Annotated in this window: 23 protein-coding genes; 15 read left to right on the top strand and 8 right to left on the bottom strand. The window is 47.7% G+C overall.

Translation table 11 applies throughout. The features are described 5' to 3' along the window. The 3 genes from RCH83_RS14100 to RCH83_RS14090 form a co-directional block, all read left to right on the top strand. Nucleotides 1–420, top strand: a 420-nt coding sequence (locus tag RCH83_RS14100; RefSeq protein WP_373689777.1) for a tRNA (guanine(37)-N(1))-methyltransferase, incomplete at its 5' end; no start/stop codon positions are given. A 7-nt stretch (nt 421–427) separates the two neighbouring features. Next, nucleotides 428–787 carry a 50S ribosomal protein L19 gene (gene rplS, locus RCH83_RS14095; RefSeq protein WP_306523194.1) on the top strand — a complete coding sequence of 120 codons (360 nt, stop codon included), beginning with the start codon at nt 428–430 and terminating at the stop codon, nt 785–787. A gap of 269 nt (nt 788–1,056) precedes the next feature. Further along, the gene (locus RCH83_RS14090; protein ID WP_306523192.1) at nt 1,057–2,283 is read left to right on the top strand and encodes a threonine/serine exporter ThrE family protein; all 1,227 of its coding nucleotides are present in this window, start codon (nt 1,057–1,059) and stop codon (nt 2,281–2,283) included. Nucleotides 2,284–2,350: 67 nt separating this feature from the next. Here the strand turns inward: RCH83_RS14090 and RCH83_RS14085 are convergent, their stop codons facing one another. Continuing rightward, nucleotides 2,351–3,028, bottom strand: coding sequence for an ABC transporter substrate-binding protein (locus RCH83_RS14085; RefSeq protein WP_306523190.1), 678 nt, complete (start codon nt 3,026–3,028; stop codon nt 2,351–2,353). Nucleotides 3,029–3,488: 460 nt separating this feature from the next. On the opposite strand from RCH83_RS14085, the gene RCH83_RS14080 reads away from it, so the two are divergent. The 6 genes from RCH83_RS14080 (at nt 3,489) to RCH83_RS14055 (ending at nt 10,505) form a co-directional block, all read left to right on the top strand. Next, nucleotides 3,489–4,547 carry a 3-deoxy-7-phosphoheptulonate synthase gene (locus RCH83_RS14080; RefSeq protein WP_306523188.1) on the top strand — a complete coding sequence of 353 codons (1,059 nt, stop codon included), beginning with the start codon at nt 3,489–3,491 and terminating at the stop codon, nt 4,545–4,547. 9 nt (nt 4,548–4,556) lie between these two features. After that, nucleotides 4,557–5,702 (top strand): bifunctional chorismate mutase/prephenate dehydrogenase, encoded by a 1,146-nt coding sequence (gene tyrA / locus RCH83_RS14075; RefSeq protein WP_306523186.1) that lies wholly within the window; start codon nt 4,557–4,559, stop codon nt 5,700–5,702. A 151-nt stretch (nt 5,703–5,853) separates the two neighbouring features. After that, entirely contained in the window at nt 5,854–7,260 is a 1,407-nt protein-coding gene (locus RCH83_RS14070) for an alpha-amylase family glycosyl hydrolase (protein WP_306523184.1), read from the top strand. A 145-nt stretch (nt 7,261–7,405) separates the two neighbouring features. After that, nucleotides 7,406–8,137, top strand: coding sequence for a monofunctional biosynthetic peptidoglycan transglycosylase (mtgA, locus tag RCH83_RS14065; protein ID WP_306523182.1), 732 nt, complete (start codon nt 7,406–7,408; stop codon nt 8,135–8,137). 208 nt (nt 8,138–8,345) lie between these two features. Then, nucleotides 8,346–9,845, top strand: a complete 1,500-nt coding sequence (locus RCH83_RS14060) for an alanine/glycine:cation symporter family protein (protein ID WP_373689776.1) — start codon at nt 8,346–8,348, stop codon at nt 9,843–9,845. A 99-nt stretch (nt 9,846–9,944) separates the two neighbouring features. After that, nucleotides 9,945–10,505 carry a GNAT family N-acetyltransferase gene (locus RCH83_RS14055; RefSeq protein ID WP_306523178.1) on the top strand — a complete coding sequence of 187 codons (561 nt, stop codon included), beginning with the start codon at nt 9,945–9,947 and terminating at the stop codon, nt 10,503–10,505. Between the two features lie 99 nt (nt 10,506–10,604). Here RCH83_RS14055 and RCH83_RS14050 read toward each other — a convergent pair whose 3' ends face one another. Next, entirely contained in the window at nt 10,605–10,856 is a 252-nt protein-coding gene (locus tag RCH83_RS14050) for a hypothetical protein (RefSeq protein WP_306523176.1), read from the bottom strand. Between the two features lie 196 nt (nt 10,857–11,052). On the opposite strand from RCH83_RS14050, the gene RCH83_RS14045 reads away from it, so the two are divergent. Together RCH83_RS14045 and RCH83_RS14040 are read left to right on the top strand one after the other, a co-directional pair. After that, a complete protein-coding gene (locus RCH83_RS14045; protein WP_306523174.1) occupies nt 11,053–12,045 on the top strand; it encodes a M14 family zinc carboxypeptidase in 993 nt (330 codons plus the stop codon). Continuing rightward, entirely contained in the window at nt 12,030–12,812 is a 783-nt protein-coding gene (locus RCH83_RS14040) for an alpha/beta fold hydrolase (RefSeq protein WP_306523172.1), read from the top strand. Before RCH83_RS14045 ends, RCH83_RS14040 begins: the two co-directional genes overlap by 16 nt. Before the next feature lie 52 nt (nt 12,813–12,864). Here the strand turns inward: RCH83_RS14040 and RCH83_RS14035 are convergent, their stop codons facing one another. Beyond that, nucleotides 12,865–13,551, bottom strand: coding sequence for a tRNA-uridine aminocarboxypropyltransferase (locus tag RCH83_RS14035; RefSeq protein ID WP_306523170.1), 687 nt, complete (start codon nt 13,549–13,551; stop codon nt 12,865–12,867). 165 nt (nt 13,552–13,716) lie between these two features. Here RCH83_RS14035 and RCH83_RS14030 point away from each other — a divergent pair, with 165 nt between their 5' ends. Next, nucleotides 13,717–14,385, top strand: a complete 669-nt coding sequence (locus RCH83_RS14030) for an START domain-containing protein (RefSeq protein WP_306523168.1) — start codon at nt 13,717–13,719, stop codon at nt 14,383–14,385. Nucleotides 14,386–14,486: 101 nt separating this feature from the next. Here RCH83_RS14030 and aceK read toward each other — a convergent pair whose 3' ends face one another. Then, nucleotides 14,487–16,238: a bifunctional isocitrate dehydrogenase kinase/phosphatase gene (aceK, locus tag RCH83_RS14025; protein WP_306523166.1), complete on the bottom strand. Its 1,752-nt coding sequence runs from the start codon at nt 16,236–16,238 to the stop codon at nt 14,487–14,489. Nucleotides 16,239–16,471: 233 nt separating this feature from the next. Here aceK and RCH83_RS14020 point away from each other — a divergent pair, with 233 nt between their 5' ends. Then, nucleotides 16,472–17,413: a glutaminase gene (locus tag RCH83_RS14020; RefSeq protein ID WP_306523164.1), complete on the top strand. Its 942-nt coding sequence runs from the start codon at nt 16,472–16,474 to the stop codon at nt 17,411–17,413. A 96-nt stretch (nt 17,414–17,509) separates the two neighbouring features. Next, entirely contained in the window at nt 17,510–17,821 is a 312-nt protein-coding gene (locus RCH83_RS14015; RefSeq protein ID WP_306523162.1) for a DUF1840 domain-containing protein, read from the top strand. Between the two features lie 63 nt (nt 17,822–17,884). Here RCH83_RS14015 and RCH83_RS14010 read toward each other — a convergent pair whose 3' ends face one another. The 4 genes from RCH83_RS14010 to RCH83_RS13995 all read right to left on the bottom strand — a co-directional run bounded on the left by RCH83_RS14010 (nt 17,885) and on the right by RCH83_RS13995 (nt 23,487). Further along, a complete protein-coding gene (locus RCH83_RS14010) occupies nt 17,885–19,015 on the bottom strand; it encodes a hypothetical protein (protein WP_306523160.1) in 1,131 nt (376 codons plus the stop codon). Between the two features lie 359 nt (nt 19,016–19,374). Continuing rightward, nucleotides 19,375–20,286, bottom strand: coding sequence for an SMP-30/gluconolactonase/LRE family protein (locus tag RCH83_RS14005; RefSeq protein WP_306523158.1), 912 nt, complete (start codon nt 20,284–20,286; stop codon nt 19,375–19,377). Between the two features lie 32 nt (nt 20,287–20,318). Further along, entirely contained in the window at nt 20,319–21,833 is a 1,515-nt protein-coding gene (locus RCH83_RS14000; protein WP_306523156.1) for an FAD-binding oxidoreductase, read from the bottom strand. A 136-nt stretch (nt 21,834–21,969) separates the two neighbouring features. After that, a complete protein-coding gene (locus tag RCH83_RS13995) occupies nt 21,970–23,487 on the bottom strand; it encodes an amidase (RefSeq protein WP_306523154.1) in 1,518 nt (505 codons plus the stop codon). A 273-nt stretch (nt 23,488–23,760) separates the two neighbouring features. On the opposite strand from RCH83_RS13995, the gene RCH83_RS13990 reads away from it, so the two are divergent. Next, nucleotides 23,761–23,969, top strand: a 209-nt coding sequence (locus RCH83_RS13990; RefSeq protein WP_306523152.1) for a hypothetical protein, incomplete at its 3' end; no start/stop codon positions are given.

Below are 23,969 nucleotides of genomic sequence, written 5' to 3'. Positions count from 1 at the left end.
GATGAACGCGTAATAGAGTCGGAAATTGACGAAGAATGGTCAATCGGCGATTACGTGCTGAGTGGGGGCGAATTGCCTGCGATGACGCTGATTGATGCGGTATCGCGACTGGTACCAGGTGTATTGGGGCATGATTTATCCGCAGTTGAGGATTCGTTTGCCTCCGGACTGCTGGATTGTCCGCACTATACCAGACCAGAAGTGTTAGACGGCAAACAGGTTCCTGCTGTATTGCTCAGCGGACACCATGAAAACATCAGACGCTGGCGTCTGAAGCAGGCCCTTGGTAGGACCTGGTTAAGACGGCCGGATATGTTAAATGTCCTGGCTCTGACTAAGGAGCAACGCAAATTACTGGACGAGTTCCAACAGGAACACCAGGCGTTGCAGCAACACGATAGTTTATTCCAGGTAAAGTGAGATTGTTATGAGCAAAGTTAGCCAAAACATCATCAAACAACTTGAAGACGAACAGCTGAAAACAGACGTTCCAGCTTTCGGCCCAGGTGATACTGTGGTAGTTCAAGTTAAAGTTAAAGAAGGCGATAAAACTCGTCTGCAGGCTTACGAAGGCGTTGTTATCGCCAAGCGTAACCGCGGTTTACACTCTTCTTTCACAGTTCGTAAAATTTCGAACGGTGAAGGTGTTGAGCGTGTATTCCAAACGCACAGCCCAATGATTGACAGCATCACGCTGAAACGTCGTGGTGCCGTACGCCGTGCCAAGCTTTACTACTTACGCGATCGTTCAGGTAAATCAGCGCGTATCCGCGAAAAGCTTAACTAAGCACTTGAAGGCTGCCTTATGGCAGCCTTTTTTTTGCCTATGGCAAAGCCTGTTTGAACCTCAGCTCTAAAAGTGCTTTTGCCAAACCGGATAGTTCGGCTGTAGTCTGGTTTTTATGCCTGCCATGGCTAAAGCCTGTCTTATCGACGCTGCTAAAAAACTAAAAAATTCCCCAATTTCTACAACAACTTAATCTTTTTCATCAGATCTTTTTTCTGCTTTAAAGCCGAACTACAATTGCCACAGTTTCCCGCCAAAAGGATGTTGTTGTGCACTCAGCCAGTTTTATTGAAAAACGCCGTTTTATTGTCAAGCTTGGCAAAATGTTGCATAAGTTCGGCACGCCGGCTTACCGGCTGGAAGTGCATTTATTAAATGTGGCGGAATTTCTGGGTATTGGTGCCGCTTTTGCCATTACGCCAACTGTACTTACTTTTGTGATTTGGCAACCGGGTGAAGAAAACGAATATACCCATGTAGCGCGTGTTATGCCTGGCGAACTTGATTTAGGTTCTTTGTCGCGTACCGATGAAATTGTCGATGCGGTGTCCAACGGTTCTCTGAGTCTGGAGCAGGCAACGGCGCGGCTGAATGAAATAGCCGCCATGCCGAATCCTTATTCACGTATTTTTACTTTTTTGGCTTATGGTGCAGCAGGTGGCGCTTTTGCCATGCTGATGAAAGCCAGCTGGCATGACGTGTTCTGGGCCGCCATGTTGAGTTTGCTGGTGTATTTGTTTGTGCTTTGGGCGGAAAAAAGTCGGCGGGTGACCAATATGCTGGAGCCGCTGGTCGCCATGGTGTCTGCTTTTGCCGCCACTGCCATTGCCGCTTATCTTGACCCCGCTATTCAGGTGCCTTTAGTGGTGCTCTCGGCCATTATTGTGTTTATTCCGGGTTTGGCACTCACCCTTGGCCTGGCCGAGCTTGCTGCCCGGCATCTGGTGTCTGGTACTGCCCGTATTATGGACGCGGTGATGCTGCTGTTTAAATTGTATTTTGGTGCTTTTTTAGGCCTGGCATTTGGTCAGTTATGTTTTGGTGAAGCGCAATATCAACCTGCCACTGCAGTGCCGGCCTGGACAGCATGGCTGGCCATTGCCGCGCTTTGTGGCAGTCTGGTGGTGGTGTTCAGAGCGCGGAAAAAACATGCACTCTGGGGTATAGCTTCAGGTTTTATCGCTTATGGTGCCAGTCTGGTTGGCGGCGATTATTTAGGCCTGGCGCTTGGTGCTTTTGTCGGCGCTTTTGCGGTTGGCGTTTATGGCAATATTTTTACCCGGCTGATGAATGCACCGGCCAGCATAGTGTCTTTGCAGGGCATGATAGTGCTGGTGCCCGGCAGTAAAACTTATATTGGTCTGAACTCTTTTATTTCAGGTGAACAAATGGCGCCTGTTGAGCAGCTTGGACAACAAACCTTTTTGATTTTTATGTCGTTGGTGGCTGGTTTTATTTTTGCCAATGTGGCTTTGCCGCCGAAAAAAAGTTTATAACGCTGAGCTCTGCAGTGCTGCTGCCGTCAGCTTGTGATGCGGTTGAAGAGTGTCAAGGCAAGCGCGCTCAGAATTTCTCTGACCAGCCTTTGACTATTCTGCCAAATTCACCCTGATCTTTCAGTTGTTGTAAACTTTGGGTCAGTCTGGCAATCACCTGGGGTTGTGTTTTCAGGCTGCAGGCTAAATGAAAATCCAATGGCAGCTCTGGCAGTTCCAGCTGTTTTTTCAGGCTGCCCAGTTCTACCCCTGATTCCTGCGCTCTGTATCTGAGAATAGTGTCGTTGATCAACACTAAATCTATATCTTTACGCCCCTGCAGTACATTGAGCATCATTGAGACGTTTTCCAGCACATACAGTTGTTTGCCTTCAACAAAACCATGTTTTTGCAGGTAATGATGAGTGATGTCGTCCTTGGTGACTGCAGTCACATAATTTTTGGCGTCCTGCAAAGTTTTTATCTGAATATCGCCCCGGCTTTTTAGCGAATAAATGGAGGTGTGGTTATAGGAAATAGCGCCAATCCAGTGAAATAACGGCGTGCGTTCAGCGCTTTTGGAAATAGAATAAATACAGACATCATGTTGGCGTAACGACAGCTGATAAGCTCTGCTCCAGCTTTGAACTTCAATTTGATAAGCAATACCGGCATTATCAAAAGTTTTACGCACCACTTCAGTGGCGAAACCACTGACGTTGGTGCCGCTGGCAATCTGATAGGGTGGCAAATGTTCAGTCAGCACCAGAATTGGCTGGACTGGGGTCGCAAAGCCAATTGAGGGTAATGCCAGCAATCCACACTGTAATATTTTTATCATCCAGCCTGTCACAATGTTGCTAACTCCGGCAAACCGACTGAATTTACTCTAACCATCTTCTGTGCCGGCTGCAAATTTTGTATTTATTCTTTTACTGCGCCATGGCGGTATTGTGTTATTTACCAAATAGATGGCGATTTATATCGCTGCTCTTTGTGTTGAACCTCTCTTTGTGTAAATTAATGTGTACTATTCCGTTTCTTGCTATATGTCTTTGCGGGTCGCTTTTTTACTGGTTTTTATTGGTTGACATAAGGGCGTCTAATTTTTAATATGCAAACTCGTAATTTGTTCATTACGGATTGTATTTAAATGTTTACGTTTATTTCTGCCTCATCCGCCCGACTGGAATGACAAGTGAAATAAAACTTCTGGAGCTAAAGCGATGAGTAAAATTGTTGATGATTTGCGTATTACCGCGGAAAAACCGCTGAGTCCACCTGCAGTATTAAAGAAGGTGCTGCCGCTGAATGAAAAAGGTGCTTTGTTTGTACAACAAGCCAGACGGGATATTGCCAATATTATTCATGGGGTGGACCCACGTTTATTGGTGGTGGTTGGCCCTTGTTCTATCCACGACCCAGTAGCAGCTATAGATTACGCCCGTCGTTTAAAAACATTGCAGCAACAATACAACGACAGTCTGTACATTGTGATGCGGGTGTATTTTGAAAAACCACGCACCACAGTGGGCTGGAAAGGTTTTATCAATGATCCGCATCTGGATGACTCTTTTGATTTGGAAACAGGTTTAACCCGTGGTCGTGATTTGTTATTACAGTTGGTGGAGATGGAATTGCCAACAGCCACTGAAGCCCTTGATCCTATCAGTCCTCAATATTTGTCGGATCTTATTGCCTGGGCTGCTGTTGGTGCCCGCACAGTGGAATCACAAACCCACAGGGAAATGGCCAGTGGTTTGTCGATGCCGGTTGGTTTTAAAAATGGCACTGACGGTAATTTAAATATTGCATTAAATGCGTTGCAATCTGCAGCCAGCCCACACACTTTTATTGGCATTAATCAAAAAGGCGAAGTGGCGCTGGTGCAAACAGCGGGTAACCCGGATGGCCATATTATTCTGCGTGGTGGTGCTAAACCAAATTATGACGAAGTCAGCATCAATGCAGCAGTGGCTGCGCTTTCTAAGCTTAATTTGCCACAAGCCATAGTGGTGGATTGTAGTCATGGCAATTCGAACAAAGACCATAACAGACAAAGTCAGGTCGCTGAAGCAGTAGTGGCGCAGCGCCAGCTTGGCAACAAAGCTATTATTGGTCTGATGCTGGAATCCAATATTCACGCAGGACGGCAAGACATCATCGACGGCAAAGCTGCGCTTTATGGGGTATCTGTGACAGACGCCTGTATTGACTGGCCAACAACGGCACAGTTACTGGCCGGTTTACATCTGCAAATGCAGCCTGTGGTGCAGGCGGCTTAAGAGGTTTTGATGGATAAGAATCACACCGCTGCTGATCCGATGGCTGCGTTGGCGCCTTTACGTGCTCAGATAGACCAGATTGACAGCCAACTGGTACAGCTGTTGGCAGAGCGCGCCAAAGTGACGGCCGAAGTTGGCAGGGTGAAACAACAGCATGCTTTGCCACTTTATGTGCCTGAGCGGGAATTGGCGTTGTTAAAAGCCAGAAGAGCAGAAGCAGAAGTCGCTGGAGTTTCCCCTGAATTGGTGGAAGATGTATTACGCCGGGTGATGCGGGAGTCTTATCAAACCCAGGAAACCGGTTTTGTCTGTTGCCGGCCACAAGGCGGCAAAGTGGTGGTGGTGGGCGGCGCCGGTGCTCTGGGTCAGCGTTTTGTCAGTTTGTTTCAGCGCTCCGGTTATCAGGTAGAAGTACTGGAGCATCACGACTGGCCTAGGGCCACTGACATCCTCAAAGATGCTTGTCTGGTGTTGGTGGCAGTGCCTATTCATGTGACAGAACAGGTTATTCGTCAATTACCGCCATTACCGGAGCATTGTGTGCTGGCCGATATCACCAGTATTAAAGCCGCGCCTTTAGCAGCCATGCTGGAACATCATACCGGGCCAGTGCTTGGTTTACACCCGATGTTTGGCCCTGATATCAGCAATATAGTGAAACAAGTGGTGGTGGTGTGCCATGGCAGGCAAGCAGAGTGTTATCAGTGGTTGCTCAAACAATTTAGTGTCTGGGGCGCAGTGCTGACGGAAAAGCAGGCTAAACAACACGATGATTTAATGCAGATGATCCAGGCGATGCGGCACTTTTCGTCTTTGGTCTATGGGGTTCATCTGGCCGAAGAGCAGGCTGATTTGCAGCAGCTGCTGGAGCTTAGTTCACCCATTTACCGGCTGGAGCTCGCGATGGTCGGACGTTTGTTTGCCCAAAATGCCGAACTGTACGCCGATATTATGTTGTCGTCCGTCGCTGTCACCGGGTTGCTGCAGCGTTACCAACACAGATTTAATCAGCTGTCACATTTGCTGGCGGCAAGAGATAAAGCAGGTTTGATGGCCGAATTTGCCAAAGGCCAGCAATTTTTTGGTGAGCTGGCGCCACAGTTTTTACAGGAAAGCCGGCGTTTATTGCAAAAAGCTTCAGATGAGCGCAGTTAACAGCTGCGCTTTTGGCTGACTGCACCCCTGCAAAATGGCTGCATACGTATGGCAGCACACAAAGCTTGTTGTATGGCAGCAAAATATTAAATACTCAGGTGAATTTTTAAGCTGCCTGCACTGGCAGCTTGGCTGAAACCCTGAGGCTGCTATGACAAAATCTTTGAAGTTCAAATGCTTAATGCTGCTTGGTTCGTTGTTTTCTGCTTACGCTATGGCAAACCCAAAAGCTGTACCCAGCGAGGCAGCCACCACACCACTTGCGATCAGCCCTTATGTGCAGGTGAAACACCCGGATTGGGCCAAAGATGCGGTGATTTATCAAATCAATACCCGTCAGTTCAGCAAAGAAGGCACTTTTAACGCCGCCGCCAAACAGCTGCCGAGGCTGAAAAAACTTGGTGTTGATATTTTATGGTTAATGCCGGTGCAGCCTATTGGCGAAAAAAACCGTAAAGGCAGTTTAGGCAGCCCTTATTCCGTGAAAGACTATCTGGCGGTGAACCCGGAGTTTGGCACTAAAGACGATTTAAGAAAATTTATTGATGCCGCGCACCAGCTGGGCATGTATGTGATCCTCGATTGGGTCGCCAATCACACAGCATGGGACAACAACTTAATCACTTCACATCCACACTGGTACGCCCGTGACTGGAAAGGCGACTTCCGGCCAACGCCATGGTGGGACTGGCACGACATTATTGAACTCGATTACAACCAGCCTGAACTTCGCCGTTACATGATAGATGCAATGATATATTGGGTGAAAGACATTGGTTTTGACGGTTTCAGAGCTGATGTTGCCGGTTTTGTACCGCTGGATTTTTGGGAGCAGCTGCGCCCTGAGCTGGATGCCATTAAACCTGTGTTTATGCTGGCCGAATGGGAAACCCGTGATTTACATGCCAAAGCTTTTGATGCCACCTACGGCTGGAGTTGGTATGAAGCGGCGCACCAAATCGCACAGGGTCATGCTGATGTGAACAAACTTTATGTGTATTACTCCTGGAATGAACGGCATTACCCTCAGGATATTTTCCGCATGCTGGGTGTCAGTAATCATGATGTGAATGCATGGGAGCAAACCGAATTTAAGGCCTTTGGCCCTGCGCTGCCTGCTTTTATGGCGCTTTCGGTGGTGGGGGAAGGTATACCGATGATTTATAACGGTCAGGAGGCTGGTAACGAAAAACAACTGGCGTTTTTTGAACGCGACCCTATTGTCTGGCGTGAACACAAAAATGGCGACTTGTATCAAAAACTTTTTGCGTTGAAAAAAGCCAACAGTGCGTTATGGAATGCCGGTTGGGGCGCCCGGATGACGCCGGTGTTTAACAGCCAACCTAATCAGGTATTGAGTTTTGTCAGGCAAAATGACAAAAACAAAGTCTTTGCTGTGTTTAATTTGTCAAAAGAGCGGCTGCAGGTGAGCTTTAAAGACAAGTTGTACCAGGGGCAGTATCAGGATTTCCATACCGGCAAAAGCACCACTTTGACTGCTGAAACAAAGCTGGAGCTCGCGCCCTGGTCTTATCAAATTTTGAGTCAGCAGCGCTGAAAATAACAAAAACCGGTATCTTGCAGTGAATGATCGCCAAAGTGGTATAAAAAAGTGGCGTTCAGGCACTCTGCAAGATGCTGGGTTTTGCACTCGGATGTCTTTATACTTCTTGCCATTATTGTTTCCTGATTGAGTTCGAGACTTGAAGTCTGCGCTGTTGATTCTGCAAAGTTTGTTAAACAGTTTTTTGTTGTTGTTCGCCAGAATGCTGCGATACGGCAGTGCTTTTTTATTAACTCTGGTGTTGCTGTTTGCCTGGTTACCTGTGCCTTATACCGGCGTGATGCTGGAGAGGCAGCTCAGTAGCTGGTTCACGGGAAAAAGCGGCTATCAGGCAAGGCACAACTGGGTGGCTATCGAAAAAATATCCGGTCATATGCTGCAGGCTGTGGTGGCGGCTGAAGATCAGAAATTTTTGCAGCATCAGGGTTTTGATATGCAAGCCATTGAAAAAGCTTTTGTTTATAACAGCAAAGGTAAAAAAGTACGGGGTGCTTCCACCATCAGCCAACAAACTGCCAAAAACGTCTTTTTATGGAGTGACCGCAGCTGGTTTAGAAAAGGTCTGGAAAGTGGCATTACAGTGCTGATTGAAGGCGCCTGGGGCAAACAACGTATCCTGGAAGTGTATTTAAATAGTGTGGAGTTTGGCTCTGGTGTTTATGGAGTGGAAGCGGCAGCCAAACATTTTTTTGGCACTTCAGCAGCAAGGTTAAGCCGGCAGCAAGCAGCCTTATTAGCTGCAGTTTTACCCAACCCACATCGGTTTTTGGTGAAGCGGCCATCCCCTTATGTGCAAAAACGCCAGCAATGGATTTTAAAGCAGATGCGACAGTTGGCACCTGTGCAAAAAGCATTCAATAGCCAAAGTTAAGCCTTCAGAGCTCCGATCAGCAGGATGTTTGACTGAAAAAACAGCAATTATGCCGAACATTAGCGAAATAATACTGTGCCTGAAGCCCCGACTTGGTTATCTTATTGCGCTTGTCTGCGCTGGATTCAGGGAACCTTACACATTGTCACAGCACAGCTCAGTCCGGTACCTGCCGCGGCTGCCATAACTATAAAGATTGAGGAATGAGTTGATGAACGAAATTGTTGCTGCGGTCAATAATGTCATCTGGAGTCCGGCGCTGATAGTGTTGTGTCTCGGGGTGGGTTTGTATTTTTCGATACGTTCGCGTTTTTTACAGTTACGCCACGTCCGCGAAATGCTCCGTCTGATGTTTGACGGTAAAAGCTCCAATAGCGGGGTATCGTCTTTTCAGGCCTTAACCATGACGTTGGCAGGCCGGGTGGGTACAGGCAATATTGCCGGTGTGGCAACTGCTATCACTTTTGGTGGCCCTGGAGCAGTGTTCTGGATGTGGGTAGTGGCGTTTTTAGGTGCCAGCTCGGCTTTTGTCGAATCCACTTTGGGTCAGGTCTATAAAGAAAAAATTAACGGTCAATACCGCGGTGGTCCGGCTTTTTATATTGAAAAAGGCCTTGGTATGGGCTGGTATGCCTGGATTTTTGCGGTCGCGACTATTTTTGCCACTGGTTTATTGTTGCCGGGCGTACAGGCCAACTCTATTGCTTCAAGTTTGCAGACTGCGGTAGGCATTAGTCCTAATGTCACAGCTGCAGTGCTCGCTGTTGCGCTTGGTTTTATTATTTTTGGTGGTGTAAAACGTATCGCCACTTTTGCTGAAATTGTGGTGCCATTTATGGCCTTGGGTTACATCATTGTGGCTTGTGTGGTTGTTGCTTTGAATATTGAGCAGCTGCCGGCAGTGCTGAAGCTCATTATTAACAGTGCTTTTGGTCTGGATGCAGGTTTTGGCGCCATTCTGGGTATGGCCATTATGTGGGGTGTAAAACGTGGTGTGTATTCCAATGAAGCAGGTCAGGGTACAGGCCCACATGCTTCGTCAGCAGCTGCTGTTAGCCACCCGGCCAAACAAGGTTTAGTGCAGGGTTTTTCGGTGTATATCGATACCTTATTTGTCTGTTCAGCCACTGCTTTTATGTTACTTATCACCGGCCAATATAATGTGCAGGCTGAAGATGGCAGCCCGATGTTTACCGGTATTAAAGGGGTCGCAGCAGGCCCTGGTTATGTACAGACAGCGATGGAAAACGTGTTGCCAGGCTTTGGCTCTTTGTTTGTTGCTATAGCGCTGCTGTTTTTTGCCTTCACCACTATAGTGGCTTATTACTACATTGCAGAAACCAACATTGCTTATATCAACCGCAAGATCAACAGACCCTGGTTAACCTTTGTGCTGAAAATCGGCATTATGGGCGCAACAGTCTATGGCACGGTAAAAACTGCAGATTTGGCCTGGGCTCTGGGTGATATTGGTGTAGGTTTAATGGCTTGGTTAAATATTATTGCCATTTTGCTGTTACATAAAGTGGCTTTTACCTGTCTACGTGATTATGAAGCACAGAAAAAACTCGGTTTAGATCCGGTGTTTCATCCGGAAAAACTCGGCATTAAAAACGCCCATTATTGGGAAGGTAAAACAGACGCTGAGTTATTAAGTTCCAGCATTGCCAATGCGGCTTTGCAAGACGCCGAAAAAGCTAAATCTTAAGTTTAGCTGGCAAGAAGAAGTCAGCTCAGGCTGACTTCTTTGTTTTAACAGCCCGCAACCTGCCCCCTTTGGTTGCTGTCACCCATTGACGGAGCCGTGATGCAAAAATTACCGCAGCAAATAGTGGCCACCGCCAGATTGCAGTTGTTTCAACTTGAGCTGAATGACGCAGCCATGATGCTGCGGCTGCTGAATGAACCTTCTTTTATCAGCAATATTGCCGACCGTGGTGTGCGCACTTTGGCAGAGGCAGAACAATATCTGTTAAATGGGCCATTGGCCATGTATCGGCAACATGGTTTTGGTATGTACAGAGTTAACAGAATAGAAGATGGTGTTGATATTGGTCTGTGCGGACTAGTGTTTCGCGACTATCTGGGAAAACCTGACATTGGTTATGCCTTTTTTCCTGAGTTTGCAGGTTGTGGTTACGCTTCAGAAGCCGCAGCTGCTGTGTTTGATTATGGGAAAAAAACACTGCAACTCCCTGAAATTGTCGCAATTGTTGCGCCACACAATTTAGCGTCACAAAAAGTGCTGCAAAAACTCGGGCTTTGCGCTCAGGGGCAAATTCCGGTGCCGGGTGAAGATAAGCTGGTGGATTATTATGTAGAAACAGACTCAGCTTCGACGCTAAAGATGAACAAACAGCCCGATTAAAAAACGGTTTTAAAGGCGCTCTGCTTGTTTACACCAGCATTGGTGATTAAAAGTTTATCTACAGTTCAGCGGCCATCATAACCGCTTTGCCGGCAGCTTTTAGTGTTGCTGAGCTGTATTGCGCTCAGCACGTTCCCGCACAAAATCCTGATAACTTTTAGCTGCGACATTTTCCAGGCAACTGCTGGCCAGTGGCTCCGGTAGCTGAGAACATTGCGCACGTTGTTCCATTTGCATTTTATTAAACCAATATTCTTCACTACCGCCTTTGGGCACGCTACAGGCGGTCAGCGCCAGCAACAACAGTGCCAGCGGCAATGGCAATAAAGTATGTGTTATTTTGACTGTCAAAAGTTCAGTCCTTCTATGGTGCTTGGCATCTTTCGCTGTTGTCACTATGCCATAGTTTTTCACAGCTGCAGCGGGAAAATAGGCAAAGGTGCTCAATCAGCTCAGCCAACAGCTGAACATTCATCAAAATGCCATAAGGCTGACACCTGGCCGCTTTAGGCTGAATTTTATATCTGAAAGGCGTCGGGCGGTTTTTTTGTTTGCTGAACTGAATCAACTGGAAATGATTTTGCAACAGGCACCCAAGCTGGTGCAATCACAACAGCTCGGTCGGGTACAGCTGAATAATCAGCAGTTACCTATTTATGCCATTCAGATAGGTCAAGCCAAAGCAGATAAACCTGTATTGCTGCTCACCGGTGGAGTGCATGGCCTGGAGCGTATTGGCACTCAGGTGCTGCTGGCTTATCTGGAATCTTTATGCGCCAGATTGCAGTGGGATCAACATTTTGCTGCGCTTTTTGACAAAGTTCAGCTTTGTATGGTGCCGCTGCTGAATCCCGGTGGTATGGCGCTTGGCTGGCGTTCTAATCCTCAGCATATTGATTTGATGCGGAATTCTCCAATAGAAGCTTTGGAAAAAACCGCTTTTTTACTTGGTGGGCACAGGTTTAGCCGTTTTTTGCCATGGTACCGTGGCGAAGCAGGAGAACTGGCGGTTGAAAACCAGTGCCTGATTCGTTATGTACAACAGTTTTTTCAGGCACCTTTTATGCTGGCGCTGGATTGCCATTCAGGTTTTGGTCGCACCGACCGGCTGTGGTTTCCTTATGCCAAATCAGCGCGCCAGCCTATAGCCCATCTGGCGCAGATGCACCGGCTGCAACAACTGTTGTTTCAGAGTTTTCCGCAGCAAAACTACATTTTTGAACCGCAAAGCCGGCACTATTTGTGTCACGGCGATTTGTGGGACCACCTCTACGACTTGTCACAACAACAGCAACAGATTTTTTTGCCATTAACTTTGGAAATGGGGTCCTGGAATTGGGTACGGAAAAACCCATTTCAGTTGTTCAAAAGTCATGGTTTGTTTCATCCGGTAAAACCACACAGAGTAAAAAGAGTTCTGAGATCGCATTTGATTTTGCTGGACTTTTTATTGCATGCCACTGCAGCGGCGCCAGACTGGCTCGGTACTGTCACAGCAGCGCATCAGGCGCAAGCGGAGGCCTTATGGTACAGCAAATAAAAAACAGCCAGCAGTCGCCAATCTGTCAGCCAGACAAAGACATACCGGTGATTTTATTGCGTGGTCTGGCCCGCGAGCAGGAACATTGGGGCAATTTTCCGTTGTTATTAAGTCAGTCGATAGAGCAGCAAGTGTTATGTGTGGATTTGCCGGGTATGGGGCAATATTGGCAACATCGCACACCGGCCAGTTTGTGTGGCATTTTAACTTTAGTCAGGCGCCAGCTACGAAAACACCCAGGCCCTTATCATCTGTTTGCGATGTCGCTCGGCGGTATGCTGGCGATGCGCTGGGCAGAATTGTATCCAACAGAAGTGGCTTCTTTGTTGCTCGTGAACAGCAGTGCAGGTAGCTTAACGCCGTTTTACCAAAGACTAAAATGGCAAAGTTACCCAACAGTGCTGGCCGCTTTGTGTGGCAACCTGAAAAAGCGTGAACAACTGATTTTGCAATTAACCAGCAATAAACCAGAGGTACGTCAGACCCGTTATGCCGATTTTGTCAGGCTAGCCAGCTTAAGGCCTGTCAGTCGGCTGAATGCGCTGCGCCAGTTATGGGCGGCCAGCAATTTTGTCTTACCGGATAAACCGGTTTGTCCGGTGTTGTTACTTGGCAGCAGTCAGGACAGACTGGTGGATGTCAGTGCCAGCAAAAAAATAGCAGCGTGCTGGCAGGTGCCTTTAAAACTGCATCCTTTTGCTGGTCATGATCTGGCGCTGGATGACCCAGAGTGGTTATTGCAACAAGCCACTGATTTTTTCCGCTAACCACAACCAGCCCGGTTGAGTGTTCAAAGTGGAAAGAACAAGTGTTGAGTTTTCAGGCTTTTTGCTGAAAATTCAGATGAGGTTTGCCAGCCATATAGTGTTTACGAAAAGTGTGAAAATAATCAGAAAGTTGCTGTGCAGCCCGCTCATCACCGTCCACTTTTAACACTTCAATCATCACTTCAGCGGTACAAAGCTGATGCAAATGCGCCGCTTCACGCAGTTGATAATTCGATGCCTGGGTTGGCTGAATACCGAGCACCGGAAACTGGTTCAGGTAAGGGCTTTTGCTGAACATTTTTTTTGCTTCACGCCAGGTACCGTCCAGCAAAATAAACAAGGTTTTTTTGCCTTCTGTAGGCTTCGGCCGGTTGATACAACGTTCAGGCTCGGCGTATTGGGTTGGAAAAATCACCACAGGTTGATACTGCGGATCGGCCAATAAAGCCAACAAAGCAGGGGCTGGTTCTGTTCTGTCCCAGACAAAAGCATGGTTGTCCATTGCTACATCGGCAATCAGCCGGCCTGTGTTAGTGGGTTTAAAACACTCACCTGTATACATCAAAAATAAAAACGCACTTTTGGCACAAGGTTCAGGTTTAGCAAAGCAGATACAATCAGCTTGTGGCAACAAACAATGATCACAACGCACTACACGGCTGCCGCGGGCGTTAAAAGGTTTGGTCGTACGTTGCAGCTCCTGCAGACGCAGTGCCAACACTGAATTAAGATGATTCACAACAGTCTCCAAAAAATGCGGCGGCCATTGTAGCCGAAAATGCCCGGCTCTGGCTGAAATAGCTGAGAGCACTTGTGGCCATAAGGCTAAGTGCAGCCAATCAAGGACAAACAGACAGTGTTTAATTGGATACCCGGTGTTTTACAATTTTTTTCCGGCTGTTGTGTGTTGCTGATTTTGCAGGGCAATGCGGTAGCAGATGAGCACTGGCGTGTATACAAAACTGACGCCGATATCAGCATGCAACAACGTCATCTGCAACAAGGCAGAAAAAAGTTGTTGCAGGTGAAAATACAGCTCGATTATCAGGGATCAGTATCTGCTTTTTTGCATTTATTAAACGACACCAACAATGCTGCTTTGTGGTTGCATAATGTAGCGCAGGTGAAGCTGCTGGCAAAACCATCATTAACCGAAGATTTGGTGTATACAGGCTTTAGTGCGCCCTGGCCTTTGACTGAACGTGAGCTGGTTAGCTGCTCACAATGGCAGCAGCGGGCAGATTTAACCCTGATCATGGAGGTGTGGGATTGTGCCGATTTGCACCCGGAAAACCCCGGTAAACTGCGGTTGCGGGACTTTTCGGCGCGTTGGGTATTATCGCCGTTGCCGGGTAATAAAGTGCGACTGCAATATACCGGCATTGCGGATGCCGGCGGTCAGGTGCCGCGCTTTTTAAGCGACCCTGTTGCTTTATCATCCAGCTGGAAAAGTTTTAAGGCTTTGCAGCAACAGATTGTTGCAGCGCCATATCAGCATGCCCATCAGGGCATTTGTGAACCGCAGCATGATAAAAACACAGCAGTCTGTGCTGCATTAACAGAACGGCCTTAAGCCTGCTATTTGCTGCCAGGCCAGTTTTGATAACGCAAGTACCACTAAGCTAACCCTGCTTTATTGTCGATTAGCTTGTGTTACCAGCGCCTAAAACAGCTTTATTTTTCATCCAGGCCAAGGCCAAAACACTGGCTAAAACGCTGTTCAGGCGGATATGGAAAAATATCCTCGACAAAACCGGCTTTAATTTTTTGTTGTTTATCACACCAAAAATCAGCGTCCAGCAGCTCTGGATGCGCCTGAAATAACAACTGACGTAACTGTGGTTGTGGGGTGACAAAAGTAGCAATTTGTTCCACAAATACATCGCCTGGGCTGACGCTATACCAGGGTTCCGAGCTCAGCATGTCGTCCCAGTTGTCGGTTTTGGGAATTTTGCGAAAATTGACATCCAGCAGATATTGCACTTCGTCGTAGTCGTAAAACACCACCCGGCCGTGGCGGGTGACACCAAAGTTTTTCAGTAGCATGTCACCCGGGAAAATATTGGCGGCAATCATGTCTTTCAGTGCCTGACCATAATCGGCCATCAGCCTGGCTTTCTCCGCGTCGCTGGCGCTTTCCAACGCAATATTCAGCGGGATCATCCGCCTTTCAATATACAAATGTGAAATCACCACCATATCGTCTTCAAAACTTAAAGAGCCTGGAATAGCTTCCATCAGCTCGGTTAAGAGCTCTGGCGCAAAACGGTTTTTCGGTAAAGCCACATAAGAATATTCCATGGTGTCGGCCATACGGCCAACCCTGTCGTGTTTTTTCACCAGAAAATAACGTTGTTTGACAGTGTCGCGGCCAAAATTTTTAGTGTCGGCAAATTTGTCGCGAATGACTTTAAACACATAAGGAAATGAGGGCAGGGTAAACACCATCATCACCATGCCGCGAATGCCGGGCGCGGCCACAAAGCTGTCGCTGGATTTGGCCAGATGTTGCAGCAGTTCACGGTAAAATTCGGTTTTGCCTTGTTTATGTAAACCCACTGACGAATAAAGTTCAGCCAGGGTTTTATGCGGCAACAGCTCTTTTAAAAAGTGCACCAAAGCCGAAGGCACCGGCAGCTCCACCATAAAATAAGCCCTGGAAAAACCAAAAATAATGGTCATTTGCTGGGCGTCAGTAATAAGCGTATCCAGATACAGCTGGCGCGGCTGGGTTTTGCTTTGCAAAATCGGAATAATAAAAGGTTGTTGTCCGTCCGGGCTCACCACCCGCCCGACTATATAAGCGGCTTTATTGCGGTAAAACACCGACTTTAAAATATCAAACCGGATTTGAAATACCGGGTGGCGGCCATGCGCCGACTGGGCGCGAAATGTCTGGATCACATAACGGATATCGCGCTCTAAATCGGCAAAAGGCAGCGAAAATGCAAAACTTGCGACAATTTTGCGAATGCAGCTGCGCAGGCCATCCTGCGCCGGAAAATAACTGTCGTACACTGAGGCGATGGGGGCTGGCAGCTTTTGTTTACTTAAAGTGGATTCAACAAAAATATTCTGATTATGAAAATATTTTCGTTCAAACAAACGGCAGAACACTGAATTATAAAAAGTTTCGGCAAGTTCTGCTTGCGGGTGAAAACTTAAAAAATCCAGATAATGTTGTTTAACCTGCTGCCATAACGGCTCGTCCAGACAATGTTGTGGCAGCTCCTGCACCAGCCGGTCTATGGCTTCCTGCACCCTTAAATCATAAAAGCTGATACGGTCAGAATTATCCTGCTGAAAACCCTGCCAGTCGGCGTTGGCAAAACGTTGTTGTGCTTTGGCGGTAATTTGCAAAAACAAACTAAAGTGACGGCGAAAGCCTTTTAAAATCACTTCGGCAATATGGCGGGCCTGACTCATAATGTTCCTTTTGTTGCCAAAGCGATCAGAGCTATTTGTTGGCAAAGCCAATAAAACCAATGAAATATGAAAGCAATAAACCGAGTTGAAACTCTAATCTCTATTGATACCTAAAGCTTGCACAAAAAGCAAAGGTTGGCGGTTAGCTGAAGACGTTAAAATAGCAACACCCTTGTGTCGTCGCTTTTAACTATGTTCTGATAGCGTTTTTAGCTGCGGCTTCGGAGAGCACAATGCAACAGGCGGAATTTTGCCCTATTGTCGATTTAACCCGTTGTTTAACAGATTTACTCTTTGATGCGCAGCAACTGCCGGCAGAAGGCAAGGTTGCCGATTATATCCCGGCACTTTCAGAGGTTTCGCCAACAAGGCTGGGTATTGCTGTTGCTACTTTAGATGGCAAAGTTTGTGCGGCCGGTGACAGTCAGATGCCTTTTTCAATTCAAAGTCTGAGCAAAACTTTTGCCCTGACCATGGCGATGCAGCTACAAGGGGATGAGTTGTGGCAAAGAGTGCGGATGGAACCTTCAGGTCAGCCGTTTAATTCAATAGTGCAGCTGGAGTGGGAGCAGGGCATACCACGGAATCCGGTGATCAACGCCGGTGCTATTGTGGTTGCTGACGTGCTTGCCAGCCATTATTCGGCCAGTAAAAACACATTCTTAATGTTTATCCGCCGTTTAGCGCAATGTCAGCAAATTTATATTGACCCAAAAGTCTATGCATCTGAACAGCAACATGGCAGCCGTAACGCCGCTTTGGCGTATCTGATGAAAAGTTTTGGCAATATTCAAAGTGAAGTGCCGCAGGTGCTGGAGCAATATTTTCACCAGTGTTCGGTAGAAATGAGTTGTGAACAGCTGGCCAGAAGCTGGTTATATCTGGCCAACAGAGGTGTGGATCCGGTCAGCAATGAACAAATTTGTAGTCGCAAAGATGCCCACCGTATCAACGCTATTTTAAGTACCAGCGGTATGTACGACCAATCCGGCGAGTTTGCTTTTACCGTAGGTTTACCAGCCAAAAGTGGCGTGGGTGGTGGCATAGTTGCTGTGGTGCCCAATTATGGGGTGATAGCTGCATGGAGCCCGAGACTGAATAAATTTGGCAATTCCAATCTGGCTATGTATTTGATCCGCCGTCTGGCCGAACAACTGGGCTTGTCGGTGTATTAGTCAGATGCTAAACCCTTGCGGCTTTGTGGCAGAGGTTTATAGTGGATAAAAAAGCGGCAGAACAAATTTGAGAACCAGCCAGAAAAGGAAGACTTTATGTTAGTAACTTTTCACAGCAAAGATTATTACCCTATTACCATGTTTGGTGATGTTGCATTGCAACTGATTGAAAAAATGGGGGTTACGCCAAAAGTTCCGGGTGCTGTTTATGCTGAAGATGTGCCGCAGGCTTTATGGCAACTGCAGCAGGCGCTGGAAGATTTACCTTTGGCGGATGAAGTGGAACCTTTGTTATCGACACAGGCAGATGCGTTAGACACCAGCATTAGTTTACGTAAAAGGGCAGTGCCTTTGCTGGAGATGCTCAAAGGCGCAGCCAAAGCGGGGCACAATATCAGCTGGGATTAACCCTCTGTCATCGATGTAGCAAAAAGCCGCTATTGCGGCTTTTTGCGGGTTCAAATTTTTTGTTTAATGCTGCAACATAGAGAACACCAAAGGCAACAACTGCTGTTGTACCGCAGCCCTGTTGACCCCGGCTCTGTCTTTGCATAAAGCTACCCCAAGCGCCTGATACTGATGGGTGCAGCTATCCAGATACACAAAATGTCCTTCACCCTGATCCAGTGGCAACTCTTTGGCACCCGGAATCTGGCTGGCATAAAAACCAGCATGACGGGCATAAGGTAAAAAGTCATTTTTTACAGAGCCTACCACCAGTACCGGTATCTTTAGCTGCGTTAGGCTTTTTGTTGTTGCCACATGGCCAAGCGCCGGATCGAGCAGCACCAGCCGTTTGACTCTGTTGTCCTGCCACGACAACTGTTTTGGCAAAGTGGGCAGTTGATGTGCTTCGCCGCTGGCGCTCACAACTGTGGAAGTATTCATCGCTTCAACTTTGGTTTTTACCAGATAAGCACAGCTACGGTCTGTTGCCGCCGCTGCGGTTTTACAATAAACAGCCGCTTGCGTCAGATCCCACTCTGCACCCGCCAAAGCAAGCACTGAAGCACCACCCGATGAATGTCCTATGGCGGTGGTATTTTGCCACTGTACTGGCTGACTGAAAATTTCCCGACCTGCCAACTGATTCTGTTCAAGTACATCGAGCACAAAAGTTAAATCCAGTGGTCGTTGCCAGAACTGCATCACAGCAGCCGGATTCACATGCTCAGCACCATAAATCCAGGACTCACCATAATGGTTGACGCCCACAGTAATAAAACCCTGTGCCGCCAGTTGTTTGCCAAGCCATTGATAGTTTTGCGCCGCGCCCATAGCACCATGGGATAACAGCACAGCCTGATGAAGAATGGCGCCATCGGCCAGACAAATCAGTGCTTGTTGACAGTGGCTGGCCGCAGGGTACCAGAGGGTGATTTTAACCGGTCTTTGGCGCTTGGTATCAAATAAATCAAGATGTTGCATCTTAACGGCCAGGGCAGAAACGCTGGCCTCTGCGCTGCTGTTTGGTTTGGCATTTTCTGTTGGTTCAGCCGCCTGCGCTATGTGGCCAATCAGTACCCAAGCCAGGACAAAACCCAATAAAAGCAGTTTTTTACCTGCTGCCTGCATAAAAGCTGTGGTTATTGCCGTGCTCACACTTCTATGACCGCTATCACTTCTAACACCCTGTTGCATGGTTTTGTCCTTTAAATGTGGATTGTTATTTGTTTTATCTGAAGCTCAGTGTGTCGCAGGGCGGCAAAATCTCTGTGTGCCAAAAGTCATGATTTAACGGTTTGAAAAATATAAATTTTTGGTTGGGTATAAGGGCAACAAAGCACAGCTGTATAAAAAATGTGGTGTTGAAAAAGTCCGGGTTTTTAACAAGATAAGGCGTTTAAAAAGCTCAGGCGGCTTTGCTGCCGCCTGAGATTATTGTTTTGTCTGTCTGCAAGAGCGCCTTTTGGCAAAGTCAGGCTGGCAGAGCGCCGGTGGTATGTTGGCGCTGGCAATAGTTATTGCAAAAGCAAACGTTCAACAGCCCCTTGTTGTTGCATAGTCACATATAAATAACGGCCGTCGGCGGACAAAGTTACATTGGTTGGATATTTTCCATGTAGCTGATATTCCTGCAAAAGTTTACCTTCCGGGCTAATCTTGGCCACCACACCTTTGCCATATCTGGCTATATATAAATTGCCTTTGGCATCACAACGCATGCCATCCAGGCCAAAATCGGCAAACTCAATTAACAAAGTTTTATTGCTGATATGAAGCTCTTTATCCAGCTGATAACGCCAGACCCTGCGCTGTGCACTTTCATTGACATACAAAAATTGCTGATCCGGGCTTATTTCAATGCCATTGGTGGTGCCCATCTGGCTTTCCAGCAACAGGCTGTGGCCGGCTTTGTCGATACGCCAGATTTGACCGCTGCTATTTTTCCAGTTGGGGTCGCTGGCAAAAAGTACACCGCTGTTGCTGATGGCTAAATCATTGGGTTGAAACATCTTTGGCTGATGCAAATACAAACTTAAACTTTTGCCGTTATAACGCCAGATATTGTGGCCAGTGTAATCGGCAATATAAAAACGGCCTTGCTGGTCAATCCGGATGCCATTACCCACACTGCCTTTGGGCAGTTGTAGAAAATGGCTGGCCTGGCCGGATGGCGTTATTTTGCCAATGCTGCCTTTAAATTCTTCAGCTGCTCCACCAAAATTCACCGCATAAATATTGCCAGCAGCGTCAACGGCAGGGCCTTCAATTTCGGCGTGAAAGGTACCGGCGGCGACAAAAACTTCGCTTTGGGAGGCAGTTGTTGGGATTGGCTCAGTCTGTGCCATCGCAGCTGTGCTTGAGACTGCCTGCAATGTTGCCAGCAATAACCTTGTTCTGAATCTGGTTTTAGAAACAAAAAGCTGCAATGGAAAACTCCTTTTTCTCTGTTAAATCAACATTAAGCCGGCTTGATGCCCTGAGCAAAACGAAACAGCTGTTTTGCATCGTAACGGCCTTTGATTTGTTGCAGTCTGGCGTAATGGTCGCCGTAATAAGCCTGTTGCCAGTTTTTTATTAACGCATCGGTGTAGTTTAAATAAGCACCACCGCTGCTCCAGGTTTTCATCAGATGGCGCATCCGGTTCACCCACACCGCGCCTTCTTTTAATAAAGATTCAGGGCTGCCAACAGGGCCACTCATCAGATATTGCGCGCTTAGCACAGCCTGGCGATGGGCAAAAGCAGTGTCATCATGTTGTAGCTTTTGAATAGCACCGCCCATGGCAGTTAACATCACGCCGCCTCTGTGGCCGTTTTGATGGCGTTTTTCAATTTCCCTAAGCAAAGTTTTCAGCGCTGCTGTGTGCAGATAACGGCTGAAAATATCTGAGCTGCCGGCCATCGCCACTCTTTTCAGCACACCAGCTTCATCTTGATTCGGTAGTTTGCACTGTGGCATTTCGAGGCCGGCACAGTCGGTCAGCATAAAATCCAGATATTGGTGATCCTGCATATCCAATTCAGACCAGATACCAATTAACCGTTGTTCCAGTTGTTGCCAGTGTCTGGTTAGCAACAACGGTTCGCCAATGGCGCATGCGCGGATTTGGATTTCCGGTTCATTTTGCTGGCCGTTAAACCAGATGGTGGCTTGTGACCAGATATCGTCCGGTAACTCAGAGAGCCACAATTGCCAGTTTTGTAGCACCTGCAAGCCGTGTTTTAACGGATAACGGCCGATGTAATTGCGTACCGGCGCCGTTGGAAACGTCTGCATCTGAAGCCGGGTGACAATACCAAACTGGCCGCCACCACCACCGCGTAAGGCCCAGAATAAATCGGCATGTTCAGTGGCACTGCAATGGCGAAGCTCACCGTCTGCTGTCACTATATCGATGCTTTTCAGCACATCGCAGCTCAGGCCATAACGCCGGTCGGCCACGCCAAGGCCACCCCCTTGCACTAAACCGGCAATACCCACACTGGCGCAGCTGCCAGCCGGAATTGATCTATGTTGTTGGCCTAAAGTGGCGTACACATCACCGAGTTTGGCGCCGCTGCCAATGGTGGCAATATCGCCTGTCAGTTCAATCTGTTGCATCAGGCCAACATCAATTAATACACCCTTGGTGCTGGAAAGACCGGTGTAGCTATGACCGCCGCTTCGCACCGCAAAAGGCAAAGCAAAATTACGTACAAAATTCACAGCAAGCTGCACGTCAGCGGCGTTTTGGCAACGCATAATAAGCGCAGGCACCACATCATCATAACGGGCGTTGGCGGCTTTCCTGAGCCGGTCAAAATGTTCGCTGTTTGGCAGCAATAACTCGCCCTGAAACTGGCTCGCCAGCTGCTGCCAGTCTTGTGGCTCTGGTTCGTTCTGGCTGGCGGAGGGCAGTGCAGGCATGCCACTACAACCGCTTAAAGTGGCAAGGCTAAAGACCGAAAAACCTAAAAATGCTCTGCGCTGCAAAAAGAGAACTCCGCTGAGAAAGTGGCTGAGTGATTGTTATTGCTTGTCTTTGTTGATGTTGTTCAAATCAGCAGTGGCTCACTCTGAGAATGAGCCACCTTAACATAACAAAATCAGCAGATGCCATCGCCCTATGTCAGGGCGCAAATGCAGGTATGGCTCTGGCGGGTAACTGTTGTTCCAGCATCGTTGCCAGCCCAAGTAATTTTGGTTCACTCCATTTCAGCCCAACCAGACTTAAACCCAAAGGTAAGTTGCCGTCCATGCCCGCCGGAATTGTGACCGAAGGGTAACCTGAGACCGCAGCTGCTGTGGAAGTGCCAAAATTAAACTGGTCGCCATTGATATGATCAATAGGCCAGGCCGGGCCATAAGCCGGCAATAAAATGGCGTCGACACCTTGGGCCGTTAAATAAGCATCCAGCGCTGTTTTGGCTAGTTTTTTACTGTTGGTAAGGGCGGCTTCATAAGCGGCTTTGTCTTTTATCAGGTTGATGGCGCTTGCTTGTTGCAGGTATTCCTGACCATAAAAGGCCAAAGCCGCTTTGCCTTTTTTCTGGTTAAAAGCCACTATTTTTTCAATGCTGTTGACACTCGCCGGCACCTGGTAATCCAGCAACCACTGGCTTAAATCGCGTTTAAATTCATAAACTAATACCGTCAGTTCGTCTTTATTCAGTTGCTCTGGTAAATCCCATTTATCGAGATTCTGTACCTGAACCCCTTGTTGCTGAAGTTTTGTCGCCACCTGGTCCAGCATGGTTTTTACGGCGGGGAAATCCTTATCAAAAGCGCGTACCAGTGCCACTTTTTTTGCTTTGTTGCTCCGGGCTTCAGCGGTTAAATCGCCGTAGTGGCTTTTGGCTTCTTTGGTGGCCAGCACTTCCAGTAACAAGGCGGCATCAGCAACAGTGCGGGTCATAGGGCCGGCAATATCCTGGGAAGCGGCAATAGGAATAATACCTTCCCCCGACACAGCACCATGGGTTGGTTTAATGCCAACCACACCATTAACTGATGCCGGGCAGGTAATGGAACCGTCCGTTTCGGTACCCACAGCCAGCAAGGTCATGTCGGCGGCCACTGCAACACCTGAGCCTGAGCTGGAACCACAGGGGGTTTTGGATAAACTATGAGGGTTTTTAGTCTGACCGCCTAAAGCTGACCAGCCGCTGGCGGACTTTTCACCACGAAAGTTGGCCCATTCTGATAAATTGCTTTTGGCAATAATCACAGCACCTGCTGCTTTTAACTGCGTCACTAATTCAGCATCTTTTTTTGCTAAAAAGCCTTTTAACGCCAGCGCACCTGCGGTGGTCGGCATACCATCTTTGCTGGCGATATTGGCTTTGATGACCACAGGTAAACCATGTAAAGGGCCGCGGATTTTGCCGGCTTTACGTTCGTTATCCAGCCGGGTGGCCAGTTTAATAGCGTCGCGGTTGATATCGGTAATGGCTCTTAAATCAGCGCCTTTATGGTTGTTTTTTTCAATTTGTTGCAGGTAATAAGTCACCAGTTCCACTGAACTGAGCTTTTGTTGTTCCATTAAGGTAAGCGCTTGTTTTGCAGTGAGGTTTTTAAGTTCAGTCGCTGTGCCCGTCAGGCTGAACAACAGCAGTGCAGCCATAGCCGCGAGGTTTGAGGTGCGCATTTTATCGTCCTGATTGTTGTTATTTTGTAAGTAGCAGTGCAAACGATTTTTGTGTTGGAAGCAAGAGGCTTGCGGTTAAAAATGGATAAAATCCGACCAGACTTGTGCCGGTGGCTGTCGGGCGCAGAAGGCTTGACGGCAAAGCTGCTGCTTTTGATACTTTGTTGATGCTGTTTTTCACAGTGCCGGACTGAGCTGATTCGCCTTGTGACCGTATCAATGACACCAGCTCAGTGCAAACTACAGAAAAACAAATTATCCGGGAGAACAGAGATGAAAGCAGTAACTCAGCGCCGCTATCAGCTTCTTGTTGGCCTGTTGCTACTGATGTTGGTTTTGCAGGGCTGTAAACAAAGCCCTGAACCCGGCCAACTAAGCCAACAACAATGGGTGCAACAACTCACTTTGGCTTCAGTGCAACAAGCACAAAAACTCAGTTTGCAATGGCCTGACCATGTACAGCAACACGAACTGCAATGGCT

Source organism: Rheinheimera sp., from assembly GCF_030824435.1.
Taxonomy (GTDB): Bacteria; Pseudomonadota; Gammaproteobacteria; order Enterobacterales; family Alteromonadaceae; genus Pararheinheimera.
Note: the sequence above shows the minus strand (reverse complement) of the source record. Positions and strands in the feature narration are given on the sequence as shown.

What these genes read in the sequence shown, in the direction of transcription:
- rplS (WP_306523194.1), top strand. Translation starts at nt 428, where the DNA reads ATGAGCAAAGTTAGCCAAAACATCATCAAACAACTTGAAGACGAACAG.
- RCH83_RS14080 (WP_306523188.1), top strand. Translation starts at nt 3,489, where the DNA reads ATGAGTAAAATTGTTGATGATTTGCGTATTACCGCGGAAAAACCGCTG.
- tyrA (WP_306523186.1), top strand. Translation starts at nt 4,557, where the DNA reads ATGGATAAGAATCACACCGCTGCTGATCCGATGGCTGCGTTGGCGCCT.
- RCH83_RS14070 (WP_306523184.1), top strand. Translation starts at nt 5,854, where the DNA reads ATGACAAAATCTTTGAAGTTCAAATGCTTAATGCTGCTTGGTTCGTTG.
- RCH83_RS14055 (WP_306523178.1), top strand. Translation starts at nt 9,945, where the DNA reads ATGCAAAAATTACCGCAGCAAATAGTGGCCACCGCCAGATTGCAGTTG.
- RCH83_RS14040 (WP_306523172.1), top strand. Translation starts at nt 12,030, where the DNA reads ATGGTACAGCAAATAAAAAACAGCCAGCAGTCGCCAATCTGTCAGCCA.
- aceK (WP_306523166.1), bottom strand. Translation starts at nt 16,238, where the DNA reads ATGAGTCAGGCCCGCCATATTGCCGAAGTGATTTTAAAAGGCTTTCGC.
- RCH83_RS14020 (WP_306523164.1), top strand. Translation starts at nt 16,472, where the DNA reads ATGCAACAGGCGGAATTTTGCCCTATTGTCGATTTAACCCGTTGTTTA.
- RCH83_RS14015 (WP_306523162.1), top strand. Translation starts at nt 17,510, where the DNA reads ATGTTAGTAACTTTTCACAGCAAAGATTATTACCCTATTACCATGTTT.
- RCH83_RS13995 (WP_306523154.1), bottom strand. Translation starts at nt 23,487, where the DNA reads ATGCGCACCTCAAACCTCGCGGCTATGGCTGCACTGCTGTTGTTCAGC.